The following is a 20,579-nucleotide window of genomic DNA, read 5'->3' on the forward strand; positions in this document are numbered from 1 at the left end:
GGGGCTTCACTGATCATTGGACCAGTGAAGCCCTGCACTTTTTGCCACGCAATGGCCTAGCGCCGCCGCACCTTGCGAACAATCAGCAAGATGACACTGGTAAGCATAGCCGTCGCCAAGCTGACCAGCAGCGGAGTCTGCCACGGAATTTCCAGGACACTTCCGGTGAATTGTTCCCAGAAGGAGCCGACGGTCTTCCAGCCAGTGGTCTTCGATCCAATAACTCTGGCCGCGCTTTCCACGACTGCCGGCATCATCCATTGGATAGCCAATGCGAAAACCCACATCAGCAGGTTCATGATCCTCGAGAACCCGACGAATCCCAAGATGAGGCCGAGGATCAGCGGCCCGGAATACCAAAGGTAAACGTAGTACGACTGGGCGCCCGCAACGAGCGATGCGATGATCTGCAGCCAATAGCTCACGCCTACAGTGAGCGTTGCATAGAAGAGCACCGCTATGGGCAGCCGCAATTTAGTGGCCAGGAAATACCAGGCTTGGCTGACCAGCAGCAGGCCACCGAAAACCCAAAGATGGCGAATCGAACCTGGGGAGAGTTCCCCGTCCAAGAGCCCCGGTTCGAATGCGTGGAGTCCTTGGAACCCCAGGCCCAAGAGTCCCAGGACCATGCCCACGGCAGTCACGATGGCAAAGCCGGTGCGGCTATATCCAATGCGTCGGGCAAACCAGCTGCCCCAGAGGGTGATCACGGAGAAAATCACCAGTAGCCCTTGGGCGTCGTCGCTGGCATGCGGGAGAATTGAGCGGTCTTCCTGACCGATCCATAACCACGGCAACACCACGATCGCAGTGATCAGCAATCCGGCGACCAATTGCATCCACCAGTTTTGCCAGACGCGCCTCATTGAACCCACTCTTACTCCTCGGTGTACCTACGCGCTCATTGTTCCAGAGCCAGAGCGAAGCATCGCGAATGCCGGCAGGCGTTTCCTCCAACTCGCTCGGAGCTTGTGATTCGAACGTCAGCGATTTTGGCAGAAATGCCAGATGGCCCGTGGGCATTCCACCCAACTGGAATGCCCGCGAGCCATCTGGACTATGTCTTCTACCTTGCCTTGGCGTGGGTGGCCAGGGCTCCTTGATCCCGTAAATGCAGATGGTTTACGTCATCAGGCGGTCCTCGTTGATTTCGGCGGTAACCTGTTCAACTTCATCTACCAACAGTGAACTACACATAGATCACACTGTGCAACAAGCGTGCTAACAATTAGTCAATATGATCAATCGGACAAGGAATATCTCGTTATTATTCACCATTTTGTCGTGAGATCTGAATCACAAATTTTTGATCAGGAAATGCGGCTGGGACTATTGACCTTGACGTTGCGTCAACCATTAGCGTGGTAGCCATGAAGGATTCAACTAGCCACGAGCCGGCAGTTCACCACTCGATTGCGCATGTCTCAAAATCCGCTGGCATCAGCAGCCGTACCTTGCGGCACTACGACCAGATCGGCTTGCTGAAACCTGACTACCTGTCCGCCAACGGCTACCGGTTCTACACCGACGGGCAGCTGGTCCGGCTCCAGCAGATTCTCCTGCTCAAGCAGCTGGGCATCAAGCTGGAGACCATCGCTGAAATCCTGGACGAGCAACGCGATGAACTGGTCGCGCTGAGCACCCACAAGGAACAGCTCCATAGGCAGCGTGCGGCGCTGGACCGGCAGATCGCGGCCTTGGAGCACAGCATTTCAACACTAACGACAGGAGGAAACATGGAACTGGAAAAGAGCTTTGACGGCTTCAACGAGCAGTACAAGCAAGAGGTCGCCGAACGCTGGGGCGCCGACGCGTATGAAGCATCGAATCGCTGGTGGCGTTCCAAAACCGGGGACCAGCAAAACGCATTCATGGAAGAGGTGAGAATGCTCAATCAGGATTGGATTATGGCGGGCAAGAATTCCGTCCCAGCGGACAGCTTCGAAGCCCAGGAATTAGCGGCTCGACATGTGCGCTGGCTCCAGAGCGCCAAGGGCACCCCGCTGGATTCCGGCGATCCGGCACAGCACAAGGCATATATCTGCAATCTCGGCGAGATGTATGTCGCTGATCCGCGGTTTGCAAAGAACTACGGCGGATACGCGGAGCTGGTTCGCGACGCATTGCGGATCTTTGCAGAACGGGCTATCGAGCTGGACTAGGCCGTGGCTGTTCCCGATGGACTCGGGAACAGCCAAGGTCAGCGCATTCAGCTCTGGGACTCGTTCGCGATATCGTCGCGGGCCTGCGCATAGCGTTCTTGGATATAGTTCTCCAGTGCAACGCGTTCCACGCGCCACATGCCCCGCCCGCCAATTTGGATGGCCGGCAGCTCGCCGCTTTTCACCAAAGCGCGGACCTGGGGCAGCTTCACATTCAGTTCCTCTGCCACGTCTTCCAACCGCAAAAACCTCATATCAACAGGTTACTGTGATTAGCGCCCATTTGATCTCAGCCTGGTTATTTTGTGGATAAAAGATGGCTTTTCGCCCGAGCATTCGCCCTGTTGACCCCAGTAGCCGACTTTCACGCAATAATATCGGCCAATCCGCGCAACACATTTGGGATTCACTGGTCATATTGACTAAAATCTAGGTTGGTACTTATGCACGCGCAACACAACCTGTCTCAGGAGACCACCACATGAATTCGGATACGTATCAGCTCGATGAAACCGACCGGCGTATCCTTCTGGCACTCGATGCGGATCCGCGTGTGCCGATCATGATGCTGGCGCAGCAGCTGGGCCTGGCCCGCGGCACCGTGCAGACTCGTTTGGAACGCTTGGCCCATTCAGGTGCGTTGCGCCCGAACACCGCGCGAATCCTCCCTGCGTCCATGGGCCGTGGCGTCAGCGCTTTCGTTAGCGCTGAATTGAACCAGGCCAGCTTGAATGAGGCCATCGCCGCACTGCGCCAGATTCCCGAGGTTCTGGAATGCGTCGCGCCGGCGGGAGACACGGACCTGTTGATTCGTGTGGCCGCGACTGACCCGGATGACCTGTACCGGGTCAGTGAAGAGATCCGCCTCTGCCCGGGCATAACCCGCACTTCCACCTCGATGATCCTGCGCGATGTCATCCCATTCCGCACTACCGAGCTGCTCAAGAAGCTGAGCCAGGACTAGCTCCCAGTATGTTGGAGTCCAATGCGTAAACGCCGTTGCCGGCACCGCAAGGTGGCCGGCAGCGGCGTTTGGCATTATGGCCTGTTTGGAACTTCTTCGAGAATGGCAGCGGGCAGATACTTGGCCGAGCGGTACACCTGCATCATGGATAGCAGGCAGAGCACGGCAAGCAGGCCAATGAATAGAGCAGGATGAGCGACCGTGCGCCACAGTGCAAAGAATGTCGGGAAGCTGAACCCGATGAAACAGCACATGTAGAACCGGCCGGTCAATTTGCCGACGTCGGCGCCGCCGGCAAGATCCAATACCTGGCTTAGCCCGGCAACCAGCAAAATGCCATTGGCCGAACCGGCTATGGCGAATGCGATAATTCCCAAGAATTCTGAGCCGCTCAGCGACACTGCGATCATCATGAGCAGTGCAGCCAGCGAGGTAGCCAGTCCAGCCATGAGCAGCTTGATCTTGCCCAAGTCATTGAATCTCTTGACGAATGGCTGGATCAAGGTGCCCATGCCCATGGTGACCGCGACTGCCAAGGTGGTGTAGAACAGGCTGGATTCACCGGCGCCGTTGCTCAGCGCCGGAACCACGGCAAACCCTGTTGCCGCCATGCCAAAGACCCATGGGGCTGCGGGCAAGACGATGCGGTAGAACCGCTGGAGGTTTGCCGGAGTCGTCACGTCGGCCTCCAGGTGATGCCCTGCCCGGTCAGTGACTCGGTCTTCTCGGGTGAAGAACATCAACAGCAACCAGGAAAGCGCCGCGGCGGCATGGACGATGTATGCCAGTTCCGGGCTGCCGCTGGTCCCGACAATTGCCCCTGAAATGACCGGTCCCAGCGCGAAGCCCAAGGACGTGCACAGCGCGGCGCGAGTCGCGCCGGCAGCTCCCGGGCTAAGCAGCTTCACCCAGCTGGTGATGGCAACCATGGCCAGGCCCATGCCCAAGCCGGTCAGGATGCGTCCCGCATAGAGACCGGACTCGTGAACCGATCCGAAGATGAGCCCGAGGGATCCCAGAATGGAGCAGGCCAGGGCAAGCAGCGAAAATGGCTTGCGCCCGAACTTGTCCGCCAGCGGTCCGCCGAAAGCCAACGCCGGGATCATGCCCGCCAGGTAGCTGCCCATGACCAGCATGGCCTCGAACTCACTGAGTTCGCGGAATTGCTGGTACCAATTGATCAGCGATACGTATTGATTGGCGCACCAACCAGTGAGCACAAGGCATACGCCCGGAAGCCACCACGGAGTTGCCTTTCGGGTGGTGATGCGAACAGTGATTTCTACCGCTCCAACTCGTGGAACAGTTCACGGACGCGATCAGCAATTTCATCGCGGATCATGTTCATTCGTTCGGCACCGGTGATGCCGTCTTCACTGGGTTCGTAGGTGACCCAGCGTTCGGTCTTGATGGAGGGATCGAATTGCGGATTCGCATCGGAGCCAAGGATTACCACGCGGTCAACTTGCTCGACGACGCGAGGGTCGATGGCCTTGGGCGTGCCCTGCGACATGTCTGCGCCGGCCTGCGAGAGCGATTCAACCGCTTCGTGGTTGATGCCTGAACCTGGGTTGGTTCCAGCCGAGTAGCTGGTAACTTTCCCTTCAGAAATGTAGTCCATCAATGCGGCCGCCATTTGCGATTTGCCTGCATTGCGGGAGCAGATGAAAAGTACCGAGTTAGCCATGAACCTATTGAACCATTTGCGCGCCGGTTAGGGGCCTTTGGACGAGAAGGTTGCGAAGCAGGCAAAGACCTGCCTTTGGCGAAAGCAAACAACACTCCCACTGTAGCTAAAAGTGGCGGAATTGGCTACGGTTGGAAATACTCAGCCCAAGGCAATAGGAGAAAACGTTGCTTGCTCTACATAAGAAGATGATTGTATCCGGCGTCGTCATCGTGTTGGCAGGCGTTCTCATCAGCAGCATCTTGCCAGTCCTGGCGATGTGGAGCTTCGAATCCGGTTTTGGAAGCAGCCCTTTGGGCAGCGCGCCGCTGGCTTTCCTTAATTCATTGATCCAAAGCGCGCTCATCCCCTTCGGCGCCGTGCTGGCCGCCATCGGCGTGGCCAAGCACATGACCCGGGCCGACGCCGCCGACTAGCGGCAAGATAGCTCCTGCGGCGGCACCGAACACGAAGGACCACCCGCGATTCGTTCGCGAGTGGTCCTTCTGGTTCGTTGCGCCGGTCCTACTTCAGCAGCTTGTAGGTCTTGATGGTTTCTCCCTTGAAGAACGCCGGGTGGCGCACCCGCATCCACAGCATGATGCCAACGCCCAGCAGCAGCACGCCGACCCCGAGGATGAACACCATGCCCACTCCCCCGATATTGGAGCCCGAACCGTAGTCCGGATTCATGGATTCGATGGCGGTGGCAAAGAACATCACCAGCAAGACGACGCCACCTGCCAACGGCGCCAAGAACTTGCAGAAGAAGTTCCTGGCATTGGCAAATAGTTCACCGCGGAAGTACCAGACGCAGGCCAATGCGGTCAGCCCGTAGTAGAAGCAGATCATCAGGCCCAGCGCGGTGATCGTATCCCACAAAGCGTTCTCCGAAAGCAGCCGGGTGACGACGTAGAACACGGCAGCGGCAGCAGCGGAGGCGAAAGTCGCCACCGACGGGGACATGAAGCGCGCGGAGATCTTCGCGAAGCTGGAGGGCAGCGCCTTGTAGTAGCCCATGGCCAGCAAGGTGCGTGCCGGCGAAACCATGGTGGATTGCAGCGAGGCCGCGGAGGAGGACAAGATGGCCAAGGACATCAGCATCGCCAGCGGGCCCATGACCGGACCGGAAAGCACCGCGAAAATTGATTCCTGGTTCTCCGGGTTGCCTGCGCCCAGGCCCGTGGTGCCCACCCCGGCCCAGTAGATCACCCCGAGGGATACGGCCAGGTACAACGCGATGATCACCAGCACCGTCCAGGTGGCACCGCGTCCGGGGACCTTCTTCGGATCGGTGGTTTCCTCGTTCATGGTCAGGGTGACATCCCAGCCCCAGAAAACGAAGATGGACAGCGAGATGCCCGCGGCGAAGGCCGAGAAGGTATCGATGCCGGCCGGATTGAACATCTGCCAGGTGATGGGTGTCGGATCATTGGGCTGGCTGGAGGTCAGGGCCATGACCGCGAAGAGCAGCAGCACCGCCACCTGGAACCCGACCAGCACGTACTGGAAGACCTTCGTGGCGTTCATGCCCCGGTAGGAGATCCAGGCGGCCACCGCAATGAACACCAGCGTGGTGGGGATGTTGACCCACAGGTTGCCGGTCAGCTCCGCAATCCATGGCTGGCCGGTGAGCTGGGCAATCAGGATATAGAAGAAGTCCACGGCCACTGCCGCCAGGTTGGAGAGCACAATCACCGTCGCAGCGATCAGGCCCCAGCCTCCCATCCAGCCGATCATCGGGCCGAAGGCACGCGTCGCCCAGGTGAAGGAGGTGCCCGAATCGGGCATGGCGCTGTTCAGCTCGCGGTAGCCCAAGGCCACCAGCAGCATCGGCAGGAATCCGGCCAGCAGGATCGCAGGCAGGCTGGTGCCGACTTCGGCCACCGTGGCGCCGAGGCCTGCGGTGAGGGTGTAGGCCGGGGCGATGCAGGAGATGCCGATAACGACAAGCCCCAGAACGCCAACGGTGCCCTTGGACAGTCCTTTTTCGTGCAGTCCGCTCTCGGAGCGTGCAGGCGGCGATGCCTGCCTCAGGTCGTGCGACATGGTGGTTACCTTAAACAATTAGCGAGGTGTGAGTGCGTCGGCCAGAAGTACCGAGCCACCTTCCGTCAGGGGTCAGATGGGCACCGTCCGCGTGCTTCGCGACGGCAAGTGCCCGGGGAACAAGGATCGTGCAAGAATGACGCGCTGCCTTCTAGCTGGCAGCCTCGAGGGTCGGGATGACGCCCATCGGGACGTTGAGCTGGCCCAGGATCCGCTGGGCCTTGGGGCCGATGAACAATCGGCGCGGGGCGGCCAGCCGGGCCGATCCCAGCAGTGCCAGGTCCCCGTCCTGCCAGGACAGCTGGGCGGCCGCTTCGTCCAGGCCGCGCCCGGAGACCACCTCGACTACCGCCTCCAGGCCCAGGGAACCGGTCAGTTCCTGCAGGTAGCTGCGGGTTTGGGCCAGATGGTCATCCAGCTCCAGCCGGGGGTCGGCCAGATCCATATGGGAGACCAGCGTGGCCACGCGCAGCGGCAGTCCGCAGGCGGCGGCGATCCGCGCCGAGAGGCCGATGACTTCCCGTGCCCCCGGGCGGTCCCCCACGAATGCGGTCAGCCTGGTGATCTTCCCGCCGGCTGCGCGCAGCGTGGCCAAGGAGGCCGGCGAGGACATGAACACGGCCATCGGCGAGGAATGCAGCAGCGCATTGGCGATCGCCCCGGGACTGAAGAATCCGGCGCGGTGGCGCTTGCGGCCGCCCAGCACGATCCCGTGCGCCCCGAATTCCTCGCCCAGGCCGATGAGCCCCTCGGCCACCGAGGGCACGGAACGGGCTACCACCGAGGTGGCGATTCCTTCCGGCACCAGGGCCAGGGCCTGCGCCGCCCAGCGGTCCACCTGGTCGGAGAGGATGGAGGAGAACCCATGGTCCCCGCCGGGGTAGACCGCGTTGAACGGGGTGGCGGCAGGCAGCACGATGGCGACCCGCAAGGACGCGTCGCGGGTACCGGCCACCAGGGCGCTGGCCAGTTCGATGGCTTCGGCACCGCGCTGGTCCGCGGTGTAACCTACGAGCAATTTCATGGTCTAGGCACTGGCCTTTTCCTTGGACGGGGTCAGCGTGGCAACGCCATCGTAGCTCTGGTCGTAGGCGGTGCCATCCAGTGCGGCGATGATGCGCGCGGCCGAGCGGCGGCCCATGCGCACCGCGCCGTCCACGTGCTGGAAGCCTTCGCCGGCCAGATCCGAGGAGGAGAAGTAGATCGGTCCGACATTCTCGTTCTGCGACGGGCCGAAGCGGTGCAGCCCGCCCAGGTCGTAGCTGGTGGCGTAGGCGCCGCGGGTCCATTCCTCGGCGGCGAAGTCCGAGAGGTAGAAGACCTTGGGATCCAGTGCCTTCTCGCCCAGGTAGCCGGCCATGGCCTTGAGGATCACCGCGCGGCGCTGTTCCTCGTCCAGTTCCCACATGGCGTCGGCCTTCAGATCCGAGATGAAGCCGACCAGTGTGCCGGTTTCCTCCCCGGCATAGGTGTTGTCGTAGAGCTCCTGGACCAGGCTGCTCGGGCCGAAGCAGGTGCCCGACAGGCCCTCTTCGCGCCAGAACGGGGTGTCGTAGACGGCGTGGACCTTGATGACCAGGCCCATGGACTGGTGCTGGTGGGTGATCTGCTGCTTGCGCGGCAGCGCCGGGACGTAGGAAATGCGCGAGTACAGGTTCGGCGGTACCGCCAGCACGGCCTTCTTCGCCGAGACGGTCACGGTGCTCCCGTGGGCCACCACCCCGCCATCGAACCATTCGAGCTTGAGCACGGGGTTGTCCAGGAAGACGGTCTGCTGGCCCAGCTTCTCGGCCAGCGTCTTGGATACGCCCTGCATGGTGCCCACGATGCGCCGGTCCAGGATGAAGTCCTCGTCCACCAGGTTGTCGAAGGAGCCGGCCGAGGACGCCATGAGCACCGCCTGCAGCGCGGAGAAGGTGTGCGCCGGCTTGGTCAGCATGCCCCCGGCAATGAACAGGCCCACGTTGTTGCAGGCCAGCTCGTCGGCACAGTGCTGGCGCAGGAAGTGGTGGAAGGAGATCTGGTCCAGCTCCTGGGCCTGAGGGTGCTCCCACGGCTTGTCCGGGTCCATTTCGGCGGCCAGCTGGTTCATGAGTTCTACCAGCTTGTCCATTTCGGCCACGGTGCTGGCGGCCACCGGGAAGTCCTCGCCCTCATAGGCGATCCGCTCGCCTTCCCCGGTGAGGTAGACGCTCTTGCCCGCCTTGTAGCGTTCGAAGGTCTCGATGCCAAGTTCATTGATCAGCGAGTAGAGGCCGGTCTGGTCGGGGCTGATCCACTGGCCGCCGATCTCGATGGTCGCGCCGTCCATGACGTCGGTCCAGGTGCGCCCGCCGACGCGGTCGCGGGCTTCGAGCACCGCGACGGACTTGCCGGCCTTGCTCAGCTCATAGGCTGCTGTCAGTCCCGATGGCCCTGCACCGATGACGACGACGTCGCGTTCCAGATGTTGCATGATCGACTCCCTTGCACATTTAAATGAATAAGGTTCATTTACCTGTCATATAGCATAGGGTACGAAGATCCAGTTGTGAAGCACCCCACGTCAGGAAGAGGTCCGCATGAGTGAAACGGAAGCCAGGCGAGCCGGGCGCCCGCGCAAGGCGGTGCTGAATCGGGAGCGCATTACCGAGCACGCGCTGGAACTTGTTTCCGGGGACGGCTACGAGTCCCTGACCATGCAGCGGCTGGCAAAATCCCTGGGCGTCTCTCCATCGGCCCTCTACAACCACGTCGATTCCAAGCACGACCTCCTGCAGTGGATCCAGGAACTGGTCATGGCCGATATAGACACCTCGGTATTCGACCAAGCCGATACCAAGCAGGCTTTGCTTCAATGGGCTACGAGCTACCGGAACGTCTTCGCGCGGCACATTCCCCTGATTCCGGTCATCGCGGTACTGCCCGTCTCCGATTCGCCGCGCACCTTGGGAATGTACGAGCGCGTTGCCGAAGCGCTGGCAGACTTCGGCATGGCAGAGAACGAGATTGTTCCGACGATTGTCGCACTGGAATCATTCATCTTCGGCTCGGCCATGGATACGGCCGCTCCGCATGACATTTTCGACACCAGCAATCACCAGGATCTCACTCCGCATTTCACCCAGGCTGTGGCCGCGCAACGCCGATCAGAGCTTGATACCAGCGACGATTCGTTCCAGCGCGGGTTGTCGGCTCTCGTTGCCGGCTTGCTGGCGAACGGAAGCTGAGCATGGGCTATCCGGAGCAGCGGCCGCCGAAGAAGGGGCTTAGCGCCAAGCAATGGGCAGCTATTGCTCTGGTGATCCTCGCGGTGGTCTTCATGCTGCAGAACCTGGCCTTCGTCCGCGTTGAATTCTTCTTGATCCATTCCACGGCTCCGCTGTGGCTTGTCCTGCTCGTTACCCTGGCCGCGGGGTATGCCATCGGGTGGTTCTCCAGACGGCGAGGCTAGTCGTCGAGGATTGCCCACTCCCCTACCTGCTCGTTATCCGAGTCGTAGACATCTTCCTGGGCGCCGGCAACGATCGGATACATCGTGATGCTCGTCGACCAGTCGCGCAGAATCTTCTGCAGCTCCTCCAATGGCTTGAGCTGCATGTTCTCGGTATCGAAGTTAACTTCCAAAACAAAACGCATGGCCTGCTCCCGTCCTTCCCGTTGCCGCCATCCTATGCCCGCCGGGCAAGAAATACGAGACTTGCCGCAAGCCCGGCCTCGGAGTAAGCATCTGGTCCGGAAACAGGAAAACGGGATCCCGAGTTGCCTCGGAATCCCGTTTTCCTGGAAATGCTTGCGAGAGCTACTGGCTTGCGCCCATGTAGCTCAGCGACTGGAGAGCTTCATTGCCGCCGACCTTGTACAAAGCCAAGACCAGGCCGCCGAAGACGATGCCCATGATGGCAGAAAAGCCGAGCGAGATCTTGACCAGCGAACGAACTTCGCCGCGGCTGACCTCGGCTTCATCGTTGAGGTAGCGAGCCGCGCCCTGGGTGAAGCTGGCTGCCGGGGTCAATGCGGGAACCGGTGCCGTGAGCAGGTTCGAGGCCGTATCGGTGGCTCCACCGCGCAGATGGGCAACAGTGGTGCGGTTCTTCCGATCCTGGCGGAGCTTGACGATGTTGGCGCCGTGGCGTGCCAAGAGGATGTCTTCACCGAGTGGGATCGAGGCCATTGTTGTTGCTCCTAAAGAATTAACGCTGCTGCATTTCCAGTCATATCCATCATTTCCGACCATTTATCTATTGAGAAGTGGTTTGTTCAGAACCCCACATGCCCCTGTGATGCAATCCGCATGATTCAGGGGTTAAATCGGCTTTTCTGGTGACCGGGGACATAGTTTCCCGGAATTGCGCGAGGTTAATTACCTGCCTGCATTCCGCTGGCACTTGCCGTTTATTCCCGACGCCATTTCCCGGTTCATCAGCTTTGGATAAAGACGGGGCCAGCGGCCGCCCAAGGGCCCTTGACGCGGCTGAGCCCCAGTCCGGAAATGGACTGGGGCTCAGCATCGTCAGCGCATGGGTGCAAACCCTATGCGGTCTTCAGGTCCTGCCCATCCTGCTTGCGCTGGCGCTTGGCCGCGCGGATCTGCAGTACCAGATCGTGGTTCGACAGGTCTTCCGGCGAGGCAACGCCGCGCTTCCGGGCCTTGGCAACCAGGGCCTGGCGGATTTCTGCCTGGTGGGTGCGCTTGTACCGGATCACCAGCACAACGGTTGCGATGGCCAGAACAATCAAGGTCACCAGTGCGGTGACAACAGTTGCGTCAAAATGCATTATCTTCTCGACCTCCCCATTCTTTCAGTCGCAGCTGCGGTGGGGTCCGTTGCTTGTCTGGAGAACCGATCCCCAGCTGCCAACGGGCCGCAGCCATGCCAAGAGAAGAACATCAAGTTTAGCATGTTTCTTCGACCAACGCAGGGCTGCGGGTTGTTCCTGCGAACATGGGCGAGATGGAAATCGGTCAAGAATGGGGCCTAGTACTCTCCGCTGCCGTGGCCGTGTTCGAATACCAGGGAGGTTTGGGTGGTGGCCACGGCCGGATTGGCCGAGAGGTTATCGAGCACGAACTGGCGCACATCCGAAGAATTGCGCACCGCTACGTGCAGGACGAAGTCGTCAGCGCCGCCCAGGAAGAACAGCTGTCGCACCCCCGGTTTGCTGCGCATGTCAGTAGCGAAGTTCGACATCAGGTGACGGGCTCCGGGACGGATTTTCACGAAGATCAGCGCTTCGAGCTCCCGGCCCAGAACCTGCGGATCCACTTCGATGGTGAAGCGCGAAATCACTCCCGAATCGCGCAAGGCATTCAACCGCGCCAGGCAGGTGGACGGTGCTATGCCCAGCTCCTCTGCCAGGGAGTTGTTGGTCCGCCGGGAGTTCTTCGTCAGCAACGCCAGCAGTTTGCGGTCTATGCCATCAAGCTGCGTTGCACGGCTCTCCCGCCCGGATTCGTTCATCGACATTCAGCCGCACCTGCTCCTCATTATCGCGGTTCGCTGGATTCATCATACGGCCCGGTTGGCGTCCCCTTGGCGTTTTTCCGCCACCAGTTCCCGGTGCCGCACCGTTTCCGTTCCGCTCGGTGCGCGACGCTGGGGAATGCTTCGTCCAGGACCTACGGAACGCTCTTGATCTGGCGTACCAGCACGGCGCCGAGGAGGCTGATCACCACAGAGCACAGGAACAGGGTCGGGTAGCCGCCGAACCAGCTCACCGCCAGCCAGGCGATCAGCGGGGCGACCACCTGCGGCAGCGAGTTGGCAATGTTGATCATGCCCAGGTCCTTGCCGCGCGAATCGGCGTTCGGCAATACCTGGGTCAGCAGCGCAAAGTCCACCGCCAGGTAGGCGCCGAAGCCGATGCCCAGGAGCACTGCGGCGACAATGGCGGTGGCGAAGGACGTTGCCGTCGCCAGCACGCCGGCCGCGGCGGCAACGATGACCGAAGAGATGATGACGTACTTCTTGCGCTTGCCGTCCTTGTCCGAGAGCTTGCCGGAGATCACCGAAGAGAAGATCACGCAGAAGGCGTAGATCGCGGTCAGCACCAGCACTCCCTGGGCCGGTTCTGGATGCTTGATGGCATCTTGCAGGAAGAACAGCAGGTAGACCAGGCACAGCTGGCAACCGAGATACAGCAAGAAGCGGGTCAGCCAGGCCCATCCGAAGTCGGCATGCTTGACCGGGTTGATCCAGAAGCTGCGCACGAATTCCAGCGGCTTGACAGGCTCCAGTGCTCCCTTGGGCAGCGGAACATCCTGGCGCATCAGCACGAACGGAATGGAGCAAATGGCCACGGCGGTAGCGACGATGGCGTAGCCGAAGACCAGATTGCTCGCAGCGACCATGCCGATCACGGCACCGATCAGCGAACCGCAGGTTTGGCCCAAGGCCACCAGCCCGCCAACCATGCCGCGCTGCTCTACCGGCACCTTGTCCGGGATGGCCGCGAAGATCGCAGCCAGCGCGGCGTTGCCGGCAGCTTGCATCAGCGCCCAGCCGATGACCAGCGTACTCACGGTTTGCGAGGTCGACATCAGCAGCAGGGCCAGCGCAGCGCAGATAGTTCCAAAGAACACCCACGGGATGCGGCGCCCGAATTTCGATGTGCTGCGGTCGCTGAGCGCGCCGAACAGCGGGTTGGCTACCAGCGAGACGGCCGCGCCGACGCCGGTGACCAGCGAGAGAATCGCGTTCTTCTGGCTGGCATCCAGTTGTTCGGCGTGCAATCCGAGCAGTACCTGGATCGGTGCGAAGAAGCCGACATTGATGCCGATATGGACAATGACAACCGCAGCGATCCAGCCAGGGCCAACCCGTTTGGTGGGCGTCTGCAGGGCCGCGGGAACCTTCAGTGGTTCGGCTGCATTCATAAGTTTCTTACCGGCCTAACTCGCGCGGACCCGTCATGGGGTCCTTCAATTGTTCAATGCTTGGGGTGGCTGATTTCGCAATGAGCCGTCTCACGGCCTTGGCCATCAGGCCGCCATCGATCATCGAAGCGGACACCAATGAGCCCTTGGCGTCGAGCCCGAAGACCGTCTGGATCTTGCCTCGCCGGTTCAGGCGCGTCACGGTGCTGGCGGCCTGGTTGAAGTCGCCCACGGTTTCCACGTGCATTTCGTGGCGGTCGCTCCAGAACCAGGGCACCGAACGCTTCGGTGCGGCTGTGCCCATGATTGTTGCCGCCGCTTGGGCGGCATCTTCCATGGCAGCTTCCCAGTGCACCGCACGGGGCTGGTTTTCCGCCCGGGCGACGTCGCCGATAGCCAGCACCTGGGGGCAGCTGGCAGAACGCTGCTGCGCGTCGACCACGATCCCGTCGTCGACTTCCAGGCCCAGCTGCTCGGCGAGCGCAGTTTCGGGTTCGACGCCGATGGCTGCCACGATCAGCTCCGCATCATGGCGCTGGCCATTGGCCAGTGCATAGTTGGGGCCGAGCTCTGTCACCGCACCAGTCAAGGTGGCAATGCCGTGGTTGGCATGATCCGCGTGCAGCTGTTCGGCAAGTTCGTGGCCCAGCACGTGGGCAAGAGGTGCGTCGGAGCTGGAAATCAAGGTGACTTGCGCCCCGGACATCTTGGCGGTGGACGCGAACTCGGCCCCTACCAGCCCCGCTCCGATGACAAGCACCCGCTGGCCGAACATCCCCGATTCCAGGACGTCGGATATGCGGGCGGCGTCAGCTGCGCTGTGCAGGCTGAGCGCATGGTGCCCGCCGGGAACATCCAATGCCTTGGGCGTGGTGCCGGTAGCCAGCACAACCCAGTCGTCAGCGGATTGCGGCAGTTGCAGGCTTTGGACATCTTCCTGGATCAGGCCGACGCCATGGTGCTGGTACCAGGACACCGGTGCGAACGGTTCAACCTGCAGGGACTTGCTCAGCGGCGGACGATCATAGGGCAGGCCCTGGGCATCGCTGATCTTGATGGATCCGGCGTACTGCTGCTGCACCAGGTGCCGGGCCAGTGCATACCCCGCGACCCCGCCTCCGATGATGTGCACGGAAGGCATTTAGATTTCAAGCTCCAAGAAGCCGTCCACGACGTCCACCTTGTAGGTCCGGGCGTCCACGGTGGCTGGCATGCATTGCACCTTGCCGGTTTTCAGGTCGAAGGTCGAGGAGTGGATGGGGCATTCGATGCTGCAGTCTTCGAGCCAGCCGTCGGAAAGCGAAGCGACCTCGTGGGTGCATTCATCCTGCAGCGCGTAGAAGTTGCCGTCTTCGGCGTGGAAGATCGCGATGTCTTCGCTTGCGCCGCTGTCTTTGGCTTCAACCAGCAGCGATTCGCCTTCGGGGACAAGATCTACGGGACCGACTCGGAAACTCACGATGACTCCTTAATAATCACGACGTTCTCCACTAATCTTGTCACCTATTGATTGCCTGCGCCTATTTGATGGCCAGTTATCACCGCTGCCCACGTCTTATGGCTGGGCGCGAAAGCGCGATACGAGGCCTTGCAAGGCGTGGTCCGCTGGCAGGAGGGCCAATGCACGGGCTCCGTCCAGCCCATTTCCCGGCGAATCCTGGACTTGCGCGGCAGGGACCAGCAGGTGCAGCTCCCGCACGAAGCTGCTTCTGGCGAATTCGCCGGCGAGCACTCCCCCGATGGCTGCGACCGGAATCGCTCCGGCCTGTTGTTCCAGCCTCGCGCGGCGCAATGCTGTTGCTGCGGAGCTGGCCAGTTCTGCACCGGCGAGCGCGCAGATCCGCGCCGCCATTTCATCGGTCGCGGCCAACTGGGCAACCCTCTGCGCAAAGGAGGCGACGATGGCCACCCTGTCCGGCATCGCTTGCAAGTCAATATACGCTTCGGAGAGATCGGGCCAGCGCTTCGCGAGTTCCCCGGTCAGCGCGGTAGCTGGCCCGCGGCCGTCAAAGCCGCGCATGGCCGCGTTCATTGCCTTCTGGCCAATCCAATAGCCGCTGCCGGCATCACCCATGATGTGGCCCCATCCATCAACTCGGGCCACCGAGCAGGGGCCTACCGCCAAGGTGACGACACCGGTACCGGCTGCAACGACAGCGCCGTGGCGTTCTCCCAGCGCTCCGAGATAGCTGGTCACCGAATCGTGGGCCAGCGCAATATGGGAAATAGCGCTGGATCCGATGAGGTCGTAGAGCTGCCGTGCATCATGTTCGGCTTTCACCAGGCCTGTGGTGCCTACGCTCACGGTGCTGCACTCCCATCCGGCGGCAGCGGCAGCTTGGTTAATGGCGCGTGCCAGTTGGGGCAGGACGGGTTCATGGGTTTGCACACCGGGAAGCGCTAATTCTGCAGTTTCGCCATCCTGCTCGAATCTCAGCTTGATTCCGGTCTGCCCGCCGTCTACTGCCAAAAGTCCAGATGCCATTTTTCCATTCCTCTTGCACTTAGTTTTCAGGATACTTTGTGCTCCCCGCATTGGCCGCAGAGCTGGCGGGGTTCGACCTGCAATCCGCAGGTGCCGCAAACCGATCACCGGCAAGGTCGAGCCAGCAGCTTTGCGGCCCAGAACTGCGGGCACCGCGGTGTGGTTGCCTCTGGCAATGGATGGAAGAAAGCAGGAACCCAATGGCAATTCACCTCTGCGGGATTCCAGCTGATTGGCAGCACCCTTCCGATAGGCCATGCTCTGGAAAGTTCAACGGCCGCTGGCGACTCGCATCCCGGTTACTGGTGCACTCGCGACTCGTCGCACGCAAATGGCTGGAGAGGCTTGCTTGGGCGCAGATCACGACCGAACAAGGTTATGAGGCATCTGGAAGCCCTGGTTCAAACCGCAGCCCTGTACGGCACGCGCCGTGGCGAATTCAAGGATTGCACCGCGCAGAGAGTTGAAGGAGGAGCAGAATGAACTTTCCCTCGAACGCGCAAAGGCCGTTGCAATCCCCGGGATCCAGGGATTGCAACGACCGCAAGAACGATGGTTGATTCTCGTTCAGCTATTGGGCTACCGCAGTTTCGATTTCCTTGAAGGCATTCTGCGCCGCGTCGCTTACGCTCTGGCGCTCGAAGAACACTTCCATTTCATAACGGTAGAGGACATCCTGAACCGCACTGAACCCCATTGGCGGGATTGGTTCCGTGCTCTGAAGTTCGGGTTTCAAGCTCGTCACGAATTCTGCAGAAGAAGCTTCGATTGAATCCAATTTTGAGACGACTTGTTCCCGCACTTCGGTGTTCGAAGGTAACCCGCGGTCCATCTGGTTCAGCGCGCCAGCTTCTTGCGAATTCACCATGAAGTCAACAAATCTCTTGACCTCTTCCGGGTGTTCGGTGCGAGCATACCCCGACATCATCATTGACGACTTGTGCCAAAGACCATTGTCCTCAGCCTTGCCGGTGTGGCTTGGCAGTCGCAGCGGAACCAAGTCCGAACCAACCGCTGTGGAAAGGCCTCCCAACTGGTTGCTCCACCACATGCCGAAGGCTGCCACTCCCGTGCCTGTCATAGAACGGTCTGGACCTGCATTCTGGTTTTCCGCCAGGACCGAGGCCTTTGGATAAGAACCGTTATCCATCAAGTCCTTGTGGTGCTGGAAGTACTTGGCCAGATCGTCAGGCGAGAATCCGAGTGATCCATCCGAGCTCGTCAGATTCTTCTTGTCTTGACGCAACCAGGTCTGCAACCCGGCCGGTTCGTTCGGGGCTTCGGCTCCATATTTGCCGTCGAGCTTCTGGCTCACCGTCTCGGTGATCGTCCGGTAGTCATCCCACGTCCAGGTCTTGTCATCTGGAACTTCCAGGCCAGCTTCGGCTAAGACTTTTGGATTGGCGGTCAATGTGAAGGAATTGATTCCGGTGGTAATGCCGACAAGGCCGGCATCGGTCGTACCGTTTTGAACGGCAACGTCTTCGAACTTGGAAACATCTACGCCTTCGAGGTCCAGCAATGCGCCGCGGTCCGCGTATTCGCGAAGGTACTTGTCGTCCATCTGGATAATGTCCGGAGCATCGTTGGAGGCAACCTGTGTTGCGAGCTTGTCCCAGTAGCCGCTCCAGTCGGAGTACTCGCCTTGGACATCGATGTCCGGGTTGGCCGCTTCGAAAGCCTCAATAATTTCATTGGTTGCCTGGGCCCGCGAATCCGAGCCCCACCATGAGAAACGAAGCTGGATCTTCCCGTCCTCACCGTCGGCAGCGCTGCTACCGCCACAGCCAGTGAGGGCCAGAGCGGCTACCGCCACAACTGCAACTGATTTGCTTAGCCGCAGACCGAATTTCCGTCCAGTTTTTCTCGTGCATACCTGCTGAGTCATGAAAATCTTCCTTGGGTGGGGTGGTGATGCGAGGCCATCCTGCAAGCAACACCTGGTTTTTCATTGTGGAAAGCGCTTGCCAAACAATCTAGGTGTGATTGCGGTCACTGGTCAAGGGGTTTCGGGAATCAAGTCAGTTAGTTTTCGCATGGCACGATTCCCAATGAACATCACTACTGGCCGTCAGCCAGCTGCGTGGACTCGCGCAGGACCGGCACACCGGAAACCACAATCTTCCGCAGTTCGCCGTGGTTCAGCGCCATCTCACCAGCCCATTTTCCGATTTCTTCCAGAGGAAGTCGAGCAGTGCTGACAGTGGGCGTAATGTCGATAAGGGTCGGGATGTCGTCGAATCCCACCACAGCGATATCTTCGGGAATACGCAAGCGGTTCTCGCGAATCGCCCGAATGGCACCCAGGGCCATGACATCCGAAACGCAGAACACGCACACCCGATGGACACCGCCTGCCGACTTCTGCCGCTTGAGGTAATCGCTCATTGCAACATAGGCCCCCTCGCGCGAGAAGGGGCCGCTGATAACTTCCTCTGCATCCAGGCCACTGCGCTTCAGCTTCTCCAGGAACCCGTTGGAACGGTCCCTTGATGTCAGCAGATTCGCTTCCCCGGCCAATACGACAAACCTGCGGTGGCCGGCACTGATCAACTCGGCCGCCAGGTGCTCGGCAGTTGCCTCGTTGTCGATTTGTATGCCGCCCATATCGGTCATAGGCTGGCCGATAATCATGACCTGGCCGCCGTTTTCCTGATAATTCTCGATCAGTTTCAGCAACTGCCCATTCTCGCCCAAACTGCGCGATCCCGACAGGATGATAGCGTCCGTCCGTTGCGACATGAATGCCTGAACGGCTTCGATTTCCCGCTCGGGATCGTACTCCGTGCTGGCCAAAAGCAGCTGGACACCGCTATCACCAAGAGAGCGCTGCACTCCCCGGGCGATGGTAGAGAAGTAGGGGTCGGCTATGTCCCTGACCACCAAGCCGATCAGCTTCGTGGTGGATCTGGCAAGCGCTTGCGCTTGGGCATTGGGGAAGTATCCGAGCTTTTCAGCCGCAGCACGCACTTTATCCGAGATTTCCACAGCCGGCTTGCGCGCTGACCCATTGAGCACTCGCGAAGCGGTCGCCAGGGAAACTCCGGCTTCATTAGCCACATCAGTTAGTCGAACAGCCATCTGAAATCCTTATCATTCTCTGCAACTTGGCACAAGCTTATCTTTCGCGAACGTGATGGTTGACACTCCAATTACACCTCACTATCGTGGAAAGCGCATTCCCATTCTATTCCCTTACGCATTCCCCGTTTTGAGGAGACCCCAGTGACAGAAACAAAAGTTCTACGCATCGCCATGAACGGCATCACCGGCCGCATGGGATACCGCCAGCACTTGCTGCGTTCGATCCTTCCTATCCGAGACCAGGGAGGAATCACTCTCGGGGACGGTTCGAAGCTGACCGTTGAACCGATCCTCGTTGGACGTAACGAAGCGAAGCTGCGCGAACTTGCGCAGAAGCACCAGGTTGAGCACTACAGCACCGATCTTGACTCCCTGATTGATGACCCGAGTGTCGACATCATTTTCGACGCGTCCATGACTTCCTTGCGTTACGAAACGCTGTCGAAAGCCATCGGGGCAGGCAAGCATATCTTCACCGAGAAACCGACCGCTGAAACCCTCGAAGAGGCCGTGGATCTCGCCCGTCAGGCACAGGCCAAGGGAATTACCGCCGGCGTCGTGCACGACAAGCTCTACTTGCCGGGCCTGGTGAAGTTACGCCGTTTGGTCGACGAAGGCTTCTTCGGACGCATTCTCTCAATGCGCGGCGAGTTCGGCTACTGGGTATTCGAGGGAGACATCCAGGAAGCGCAGCGGCCTTCCTGGAACTACCGTCTTGCGGATGGCGGATCGATGACCACCGACATGTACTGCCACTGGAACTACGTCCTTGAAGGAATCATCGGCAAGGTCAAGTCCGTCACCTCGGCCACGGCAACCCACATCCCTACCCGCTGGGACGAACGAGGCGAAGCCTACGAAGCCACCGCAGATGATGCGGCCTACGGCATCTTCGAACTCGAAACTCCTTCCGGCGATGCAGTAATTGCGCAGATCAACTCCTCGTGGGCAGTGCGCGTCTACCGCGATGAACTGGTGGAATTCCAGATCGACGGCACCCACGGTTCCGCCGTCGCGGGATTGAACAAGTGCGTTGCCCAGCAGCGCGCCCACACTCCGAAGCCTGTTTGGAACCCCGATTTGCCAGTCACTGAGTCGTTCCGCGACCAGTGGATGGAAGTTCCGGCCAATGCCGACCTGGATAACGGCTTCAAGCTGCAGTGGGAAGATTTCTTGGCCGACGTCGCAGTGGGACGCGAACACCAGTATGGCCTGCTTTCGGCCGCTCGCGGTGTCCAGCTAGCGGCTTTGGGATTGCAGTCAGCCGCCGAACGACGCACCCTCGATATCCCGGAGATCACGCTATGAGCTAC

General features: G+C 60.3%; 23 protein-coding genes. 6 read left to right on the plus strand and 17 right to left on the minus strand.

The window, feature by feature from the left end; genetic code table 11:
- Positions 1-56: 56 nt before the first annotated feature.
- Complete coding sequence (locus ACFVHU_RS06090; RefSeq protein WP_105661965.1) at positions 57-866, minus strand: hypothetical protein; 810 nt, start codon at positions 864-866, stop codon at positions 57-59.
- Positions 867-1,370: 504 nt separating this feature from the next.
- On the opposite strand from ACFVHU_RS06090, the gene ACFVHU_RS06095 reads away from it, so the two are divergent.
- Complete coding sequence (locus ACFVHU_RS06095; RefSeq protein ID WP_388023150.1) at positions 1,371-2,162, plus strand: MerR family transcriptional regulator; 792 nt, start codon at positions 1,371-1,373, stop codon at positions 2,160-2,162.
- 47 nt (positions 2,163-2,209) lie between these two features.
- Here ACFVHU_RS06095 and ACFVHU_RS06100 read toward each other — a convergent pair whose 3' ends face one another.
- Positions 2,210-2,416 carry a helix-turn-helix domain-containing protein gene (locus ACFVHU_RS06100; RefSeq protein ID WP_105656318.1) on the minus strand — a complete coding sequence of 69 codons (207 nt, stop codon included), beginning with the start codon at positions 2,414-2,416 and terminating at the stop codon, positions 2,210-2,212.
- A gap of 227 nt (positions 2,417-2,643) precedes the next feature.
- Here ACFVHU_RS06100 and ACFVHU_RS06105 point away from each other — a divergent pair, with 227 nt between their 5' ends.
- Positions 2,644-3,126: an Lrp/AsnC family transcriptional regulator gene (locus tag ACFVHU_RS06105; protein ID WP_105656317.1), complete on the plus strand. Its 483-nt coding sequence runs from the start codon at positions 2,644-2,646 to the stop codon at positions 3,124-3,126.
- Between the two features lie 74 nt (positions 3,127-3,200).
- On the opposite strand, the gene ACFVHU_RS06110 is transcribed toward ACFVHU_RS06105, so the two are convergent.
- Both ACFVHU_RS06110 and ACFVHU_RS06115 read right to left on the minus strand, forming a co-directional pair.
- The gene (locus ACFVHU_RS06110) at positions 3,201-4,346 is read right to left on the minus strand and encodes an MFS transporter (protein WP_388023154.1); all 1,146 of its coding nucleotides are present in this window, start codon (positions 4,344-4,346) and stop codon (positions 3,201-3,203) included.
- A 62-nt stretch (positions 4,347-4,408) separates the two neighbouring features.
- Entirely contained in the window at positions 4,409-4,813 is a 405-nt protein-coding gene (locus ACFVHU_RS06115) for a low molecular weight phosphatase family protein (protein ID WP_105656315.1), read from the minus strand.
- Positions 4,814-4,980: 167 nt separating this feature from the next.
- Between ACFVHU_RS06115 and ACFVHU_RS06120 the strand changes: the two genes are divergently transcribed.
- Positions 4,981-5,229, plus strand: coding sequence for a hypothetical protein (locus tag ACFVHU_RS06120; protein ID WP_146112217.1), 249 nt, complete (start codon positions 4,981-4,983; stop codon positions 5,227-5,229).
- An 88-nt stretch (positions 5,230-5,317) separates the two neighbouring features.
- On the opposite strand, the gene ACFVHU_RS06125 is transcribed toward ACFVHU_RS06120, so the two are convergent.
- From ACFVHU_RS06125 to ACFVHU_RS06135, 3 genes are all read right to left on the minus strand, one after another.
- On the minus strand, positions 5,318-6,841 hold the full coding sequence (locus tag ACFVHU_RS06125) for an APC family permease (protein WP_105656313.1): 1,524 nt from the start codon (positions 6,839-6,841) through the stop codon (positions 5,318-5,320).
- Positions 6,842-6,992: 151 nt separating this feature from the next.
- Positions 6,993-7,865, minus strand: a complete 873-nt coding sequence (locus tag ACFVHU_RS06130) for a universal stress protein (protein ID WP_388023159.1) — start codon at positions 7,863-7,865, stop codon at positions 6,993-6,995.
- Positions 7,866-7,868: 3 nt separating this feature from the next.
- Positions 7,869-9,296, minus strand: coding sequence for a flavin monoamine oxidase family protein (locus tag ACFVHU_RS06135; RefSeq protein ID WP_388023162.1), 1,428 nt, complete (start codon positions 9,294-9,296; stop codon positions 7,869-7,871).
- 106 nt (positions 9,297-9,402) lie between these two features.
- Here ACFVHU_RS06135 and ACFVHU_RS06140 point away from each other — a divergent pair, with 106 nt between their 5' ends.
- Both ACFVHU_RS06140 and ACFVHU_RS06145 read left to right on the plus strand, forming a co-directional pair.
- Positions 9,403-10,050 carry a TetR/AcrR family transcriptional regulator gene (locus ACFVHU_RS06140; RefSeq protein WP_105656310.1) on the plus strand — a complete coding sequence of 216 codons (648 nt, stop codon included), beginning with the start codon at positions 9,403-9,405 and terminating at the stop codon, positions 10,048-10,050.
- A gap of 2 nt (positions 10,051-10,052) precedes the next feature.
- Complete coding sequence (locus ACFVHU_RS06145) at positions 10,053-10,274, plus strand: LapA family protein (RefSeq protein ID WP_332487549.1); 222 nt, start codon at positions 10,053-10,055, stop codon at positions 10,272-10,274.
- Here ACFVHU_RS06145 and ACFVHU_RS06150 read toward each other — a convergent pair.
- The 10 genes from ACFVHU_RS06150 to ACFVHU_RS06195 form a co-directional block, all read right to left on the minus strand.
- On the minus strand, positions 10,271-10,459 hold the full coding sequence (locus ACFVHU_RS06150; RefSeq protein ID WP_332487547.1) for a hypothetical protein: 189 nt from the start codon (positions 10,457-10,459) through the stop codon (positions 10,271-10,273). The two genes, ACFVHU_RS06145 and ACFVHU_RS06150, sit on opposite strands and share 4 nt — an antisense overlap.
- A 163-nt stretch (positions 10,460-10,622) precedes the next feature.
- Positions 10,623-10,994 (minus strand): hypothetical protein, encoded by a 372-nt coding sequence (locus ACFVHU_RS06155; RefSeq protein ID WP_105656308.1) that lies wholly within the window; start codon positions 10,992-10,994, stop codon positions 10,623-10,625.
- Positions 10,995-11,353: 359 nt separating this feature from the next.
- Positions 11,354-11,599: a hypothetical protein gene (locus ACFVHU_RS06160; protein ID WP_105656307.1), complete on the minus strand. Its 246-nt coding sequence runs from the start codon at positions 11,597-11,599 to the stop codon at positions 11,354-11,356.
- A 200-nt stretch (positions 11,600-11,799) separates the two neighbouring features.
- Positions 11,800-12,288 (minus strand): Lrp/AsnC family transcriptional regulator, encoded by a 489-nt coding sequence (locus ACFVHU_RS06165; RefSeq protein ID WP_105661972.1) that lies wholly within the window; start codon positions 12,286-12,288, stop codon positions 11,800-11,802.
- A 152-nt stretch (positions 12,289-12,440) separates the two neighbouring features.
- Positions 12,441-13,697, minus strand: a complete 1,257-nt coding sequence (locus tag ACFVHU_RS06170; protein WP_332487544.1) for an MFS transporter — start codon at positions 13,695-13,697, stop codon at positions 12,441-12,443.
- A 7-nt stretch (positions 13,698-13,704) separates the two neighbouring features.
- Positions 13,705-14,838: an NAD(P)/FAD-dependent oxidoreductase gene (locus ACFVHU_RS06175; RefSeq protein WP_388023170.1), complete on the minus strand. Its 1,134-nt coding sequence runs from the start codon at positions 14,836-14,838 to the stop codon at positions 13,705-13,707.
- Positions 14,839-15,156, minus strand: a complete 318-nt coding sequence (locus ACFVHU_RS06180; RefSeq protein ID WP_105656303.1) for a bifunctional 3-phenylpropionate/cinnamic acid dioxygenase ferredoxin subunit — start codon at positions 15,154-15,156, stop codon at positions 14,839-14,841.
- A 96-nt stretch (positions 15,157-15,252) separates the two neighbouring features.
- The gene (locus ACFVHU_RS06185; protein WP_388023173.1) at positions 15,253-16,182 is read right to left on the minus strand and encodes an N-acetylglucosamine kinase; all 930 of its coding nucleotides are present in this window, start codon (positions 16,180-16,182) and stop codon (positions 15,253-15,255) included.
- A 571-nt stretch (positions 16,183-16,753) separates the two neighbouring features.
- A complete protein-coding gene (locus ACFVHU_RS06190) occupies positions 16,754-18,070 on the minus strand; it encodes an ABC transporter substrate-binding protein (RefSeq protein WP_105661977.1) in 1,317 nt (438 codons plus the stop codon).
- Positions 18,071-18,243: 173 nt separating this feature from the next.
- Positions 18,244-19,263: a LacI family DNA-binding transcriptional regulator gene (locus tag ACFVHU_RS06195; protein ID WP_105656299.1), complete on the minus strand. Its 1,020-nt coding sequence runs from the start codon at positions 19,261-19,263 to the stop codon at positions 18,244-18,246.
- Between the two features lie 174 nt (positions 19,264-19,437).
- On the opposite strand from ACFVHU_RS06195, the gene ACFVHU_RS06200 reads away from it, so the two are divergent.
- A complete protein-coding gene (locus ACFVHU_RS06200) occupies positions 19,438-20,574 on the plus strand; it encodes a Gfo/Idh/MocA family protein (protein WP_388023790.1) in 1,137 nt (378 codons plus the stop codon).
- Positions 20,575-20,579 lie beyond the last annotated feature (5 nt).

The sequence above is a fragment of the Glutamicibacter sp. NPDC127525 genome, from assembly GCF_042672105.1.
Taxonomy (GTDB): domain Bacteria; phylum Actinomycetota; class Actinomycetes; order Actinomycetales; family Micrococcaceae; genus Glutamicibacter.

Excerpts from the sequence above, each read along its gene's own strand:
- ACFVHU_RS06090 (WP_105661965.1), bottom strand. The coding sequence starts at position 866 with ATGAGGCGCGTCTGGCAAAACTGGTGGATGCAATTGGTCGCCGGATTG.
- ACFVHU_RS06095 (WP_388023150.1), top strand. The coding sequence starts at position 1,371 with ATGAAGGATTCAACTAGCCACGAGCCGGCAGTTCACCACTCGATTGCG.
- ACFVHU_RS06100 (WP_105656318.1), bottom strand. The coding sequence starts at position 2,416 with ATGAGGTTTTTGCGGTTGGAAGACGTGGCAGAGGAACTGAATGTGAAG.
- ACFVHU_RS06105 (WP_105656317.1), top strand. The coding sequence starts at position 2,644 with ATGAATTCGGATACGTATCAGCTCGATGAAACCGACCGGCGTATCCTT.
- ACFVHU_RS06115 (WP_105656315.1), bottom strand. The coding sequence starts at position 4,813 with ATGGCTAACTCGGTACTTTTCATCTGCTCCCGCAATGCAGGCAAATCG.
- ACFVHU_RS06125 (WP_105656313.1), bottom strand. The coding sequence starts at position 6,841 with ATGTCGCACGACCTGAGGCAGGCATCGCCGCCTGCACGCTCCGAGAGC.
- ACFVHU_RS06130 (WP_388023159.1), bottom strand. The coding sequence starts at position 7,865 with ATGAAATTGCTCGTAGGTTACACCGCGGACCAGCGCGGTGCCGAAGCC.
- ACFVHU_RS06135 (WP_388023162.1), bottom strand. The coding sequence starts at position 9,296 with ATGCAACATCTGGAACGCGACGTCGTCGTCATCGGTGCAGGGCCATCG.
- ACFVHU_RS06140 (WP_105656310.1), top strand. The coding sequence starts at position 9,403 with ATGAGTGAAACGGAAGCCAGGCGAGCCGGGCGCCCGCGCAAGGCGGTG.
- ACFVHU_RS06145 (WP_332487549.1), top strand. The coding sequence starts at position 10,053 with ATGGGCTATCCGGAGCAGCGGCCGCCGAAGAAGGGGCTTAGCGCCAAG.
- ACFVHU_RS06150 (WP_332487547.1), bottom strand. The coding sequence starts at position 10,459 with ATGCGTTTTGTTTTGGAAGTTAACTTCGATACCGAGAACATGCAGCTC.
- ACFVHU_RS06155 (WP_105656308.1), bottom strand. The coding sequence starts at position 10,994 with ATGGCCTCGATCCCACTCGGTGAAGACATCCTCTTGGCACGCCACGGC.
- ACFVHU_RS06160 (WP_105656307.1), bottom strand. The coding sequence starts at position 11,599 with ATGCATTTTGACGCAACTGTTGTCACCGCACTGGTGACCTTGATTGTT.
- ACFVHU_RS06165 (WP_105661972.1), bottom strand. The coding sequence starts at position 12,288 with ATGTCGATGAACGAATCCGGGCGGGAGAGCCGTGCAACGCAGCTTGAT.
- ACFVHU_RS06170 (WP_332487544.1), bottom strand. The coding sequence starts at position 13,697 with ATGAATGCAGCCGAACCACTGAAGGTTCCCGCGGCCCTGCAGACGCCC.
- ACFVHU_RS06175 (WP_388023170.1), bottom strand. The coding sequence starts at position 14,838 with ATGCCTTCCGTGCACATCATCGGAGGCGGGGTCGCGGGGTATGCACTG.
- ACFVHU_RS06185 (WP_388023173.1), bottom strand. The coding sequence starts at position 16,182 with ATGGCATCTGGACTTTTGGCAGTAGACGGCGGGCAGACCGGAATCAAG.
- ACFVHU_RS06190 (WP_105661977.1), bottom strand. The coding sequence starts at position 18,070 with ATGACTCAGCAGGTATGCACGAGAAAAACTGGACGGAAATTCGGTCTG.
- ACFVHU_RS06195 (WP_105656299.1), bottom strand. The coding sequence starts at position 19,263 with ATGGCTGTTCGACTAACTGATGTGGCTAATGAAGCCGGAGTTTCCCTG.
- ACFVHU_RS06200 (WP_388023790.1), top strand. The coding sequence starts at position 19,438 with ATGAACGGCATCACCGGCCGCATGGGATACCGCCAGCACTTGCTGCGT.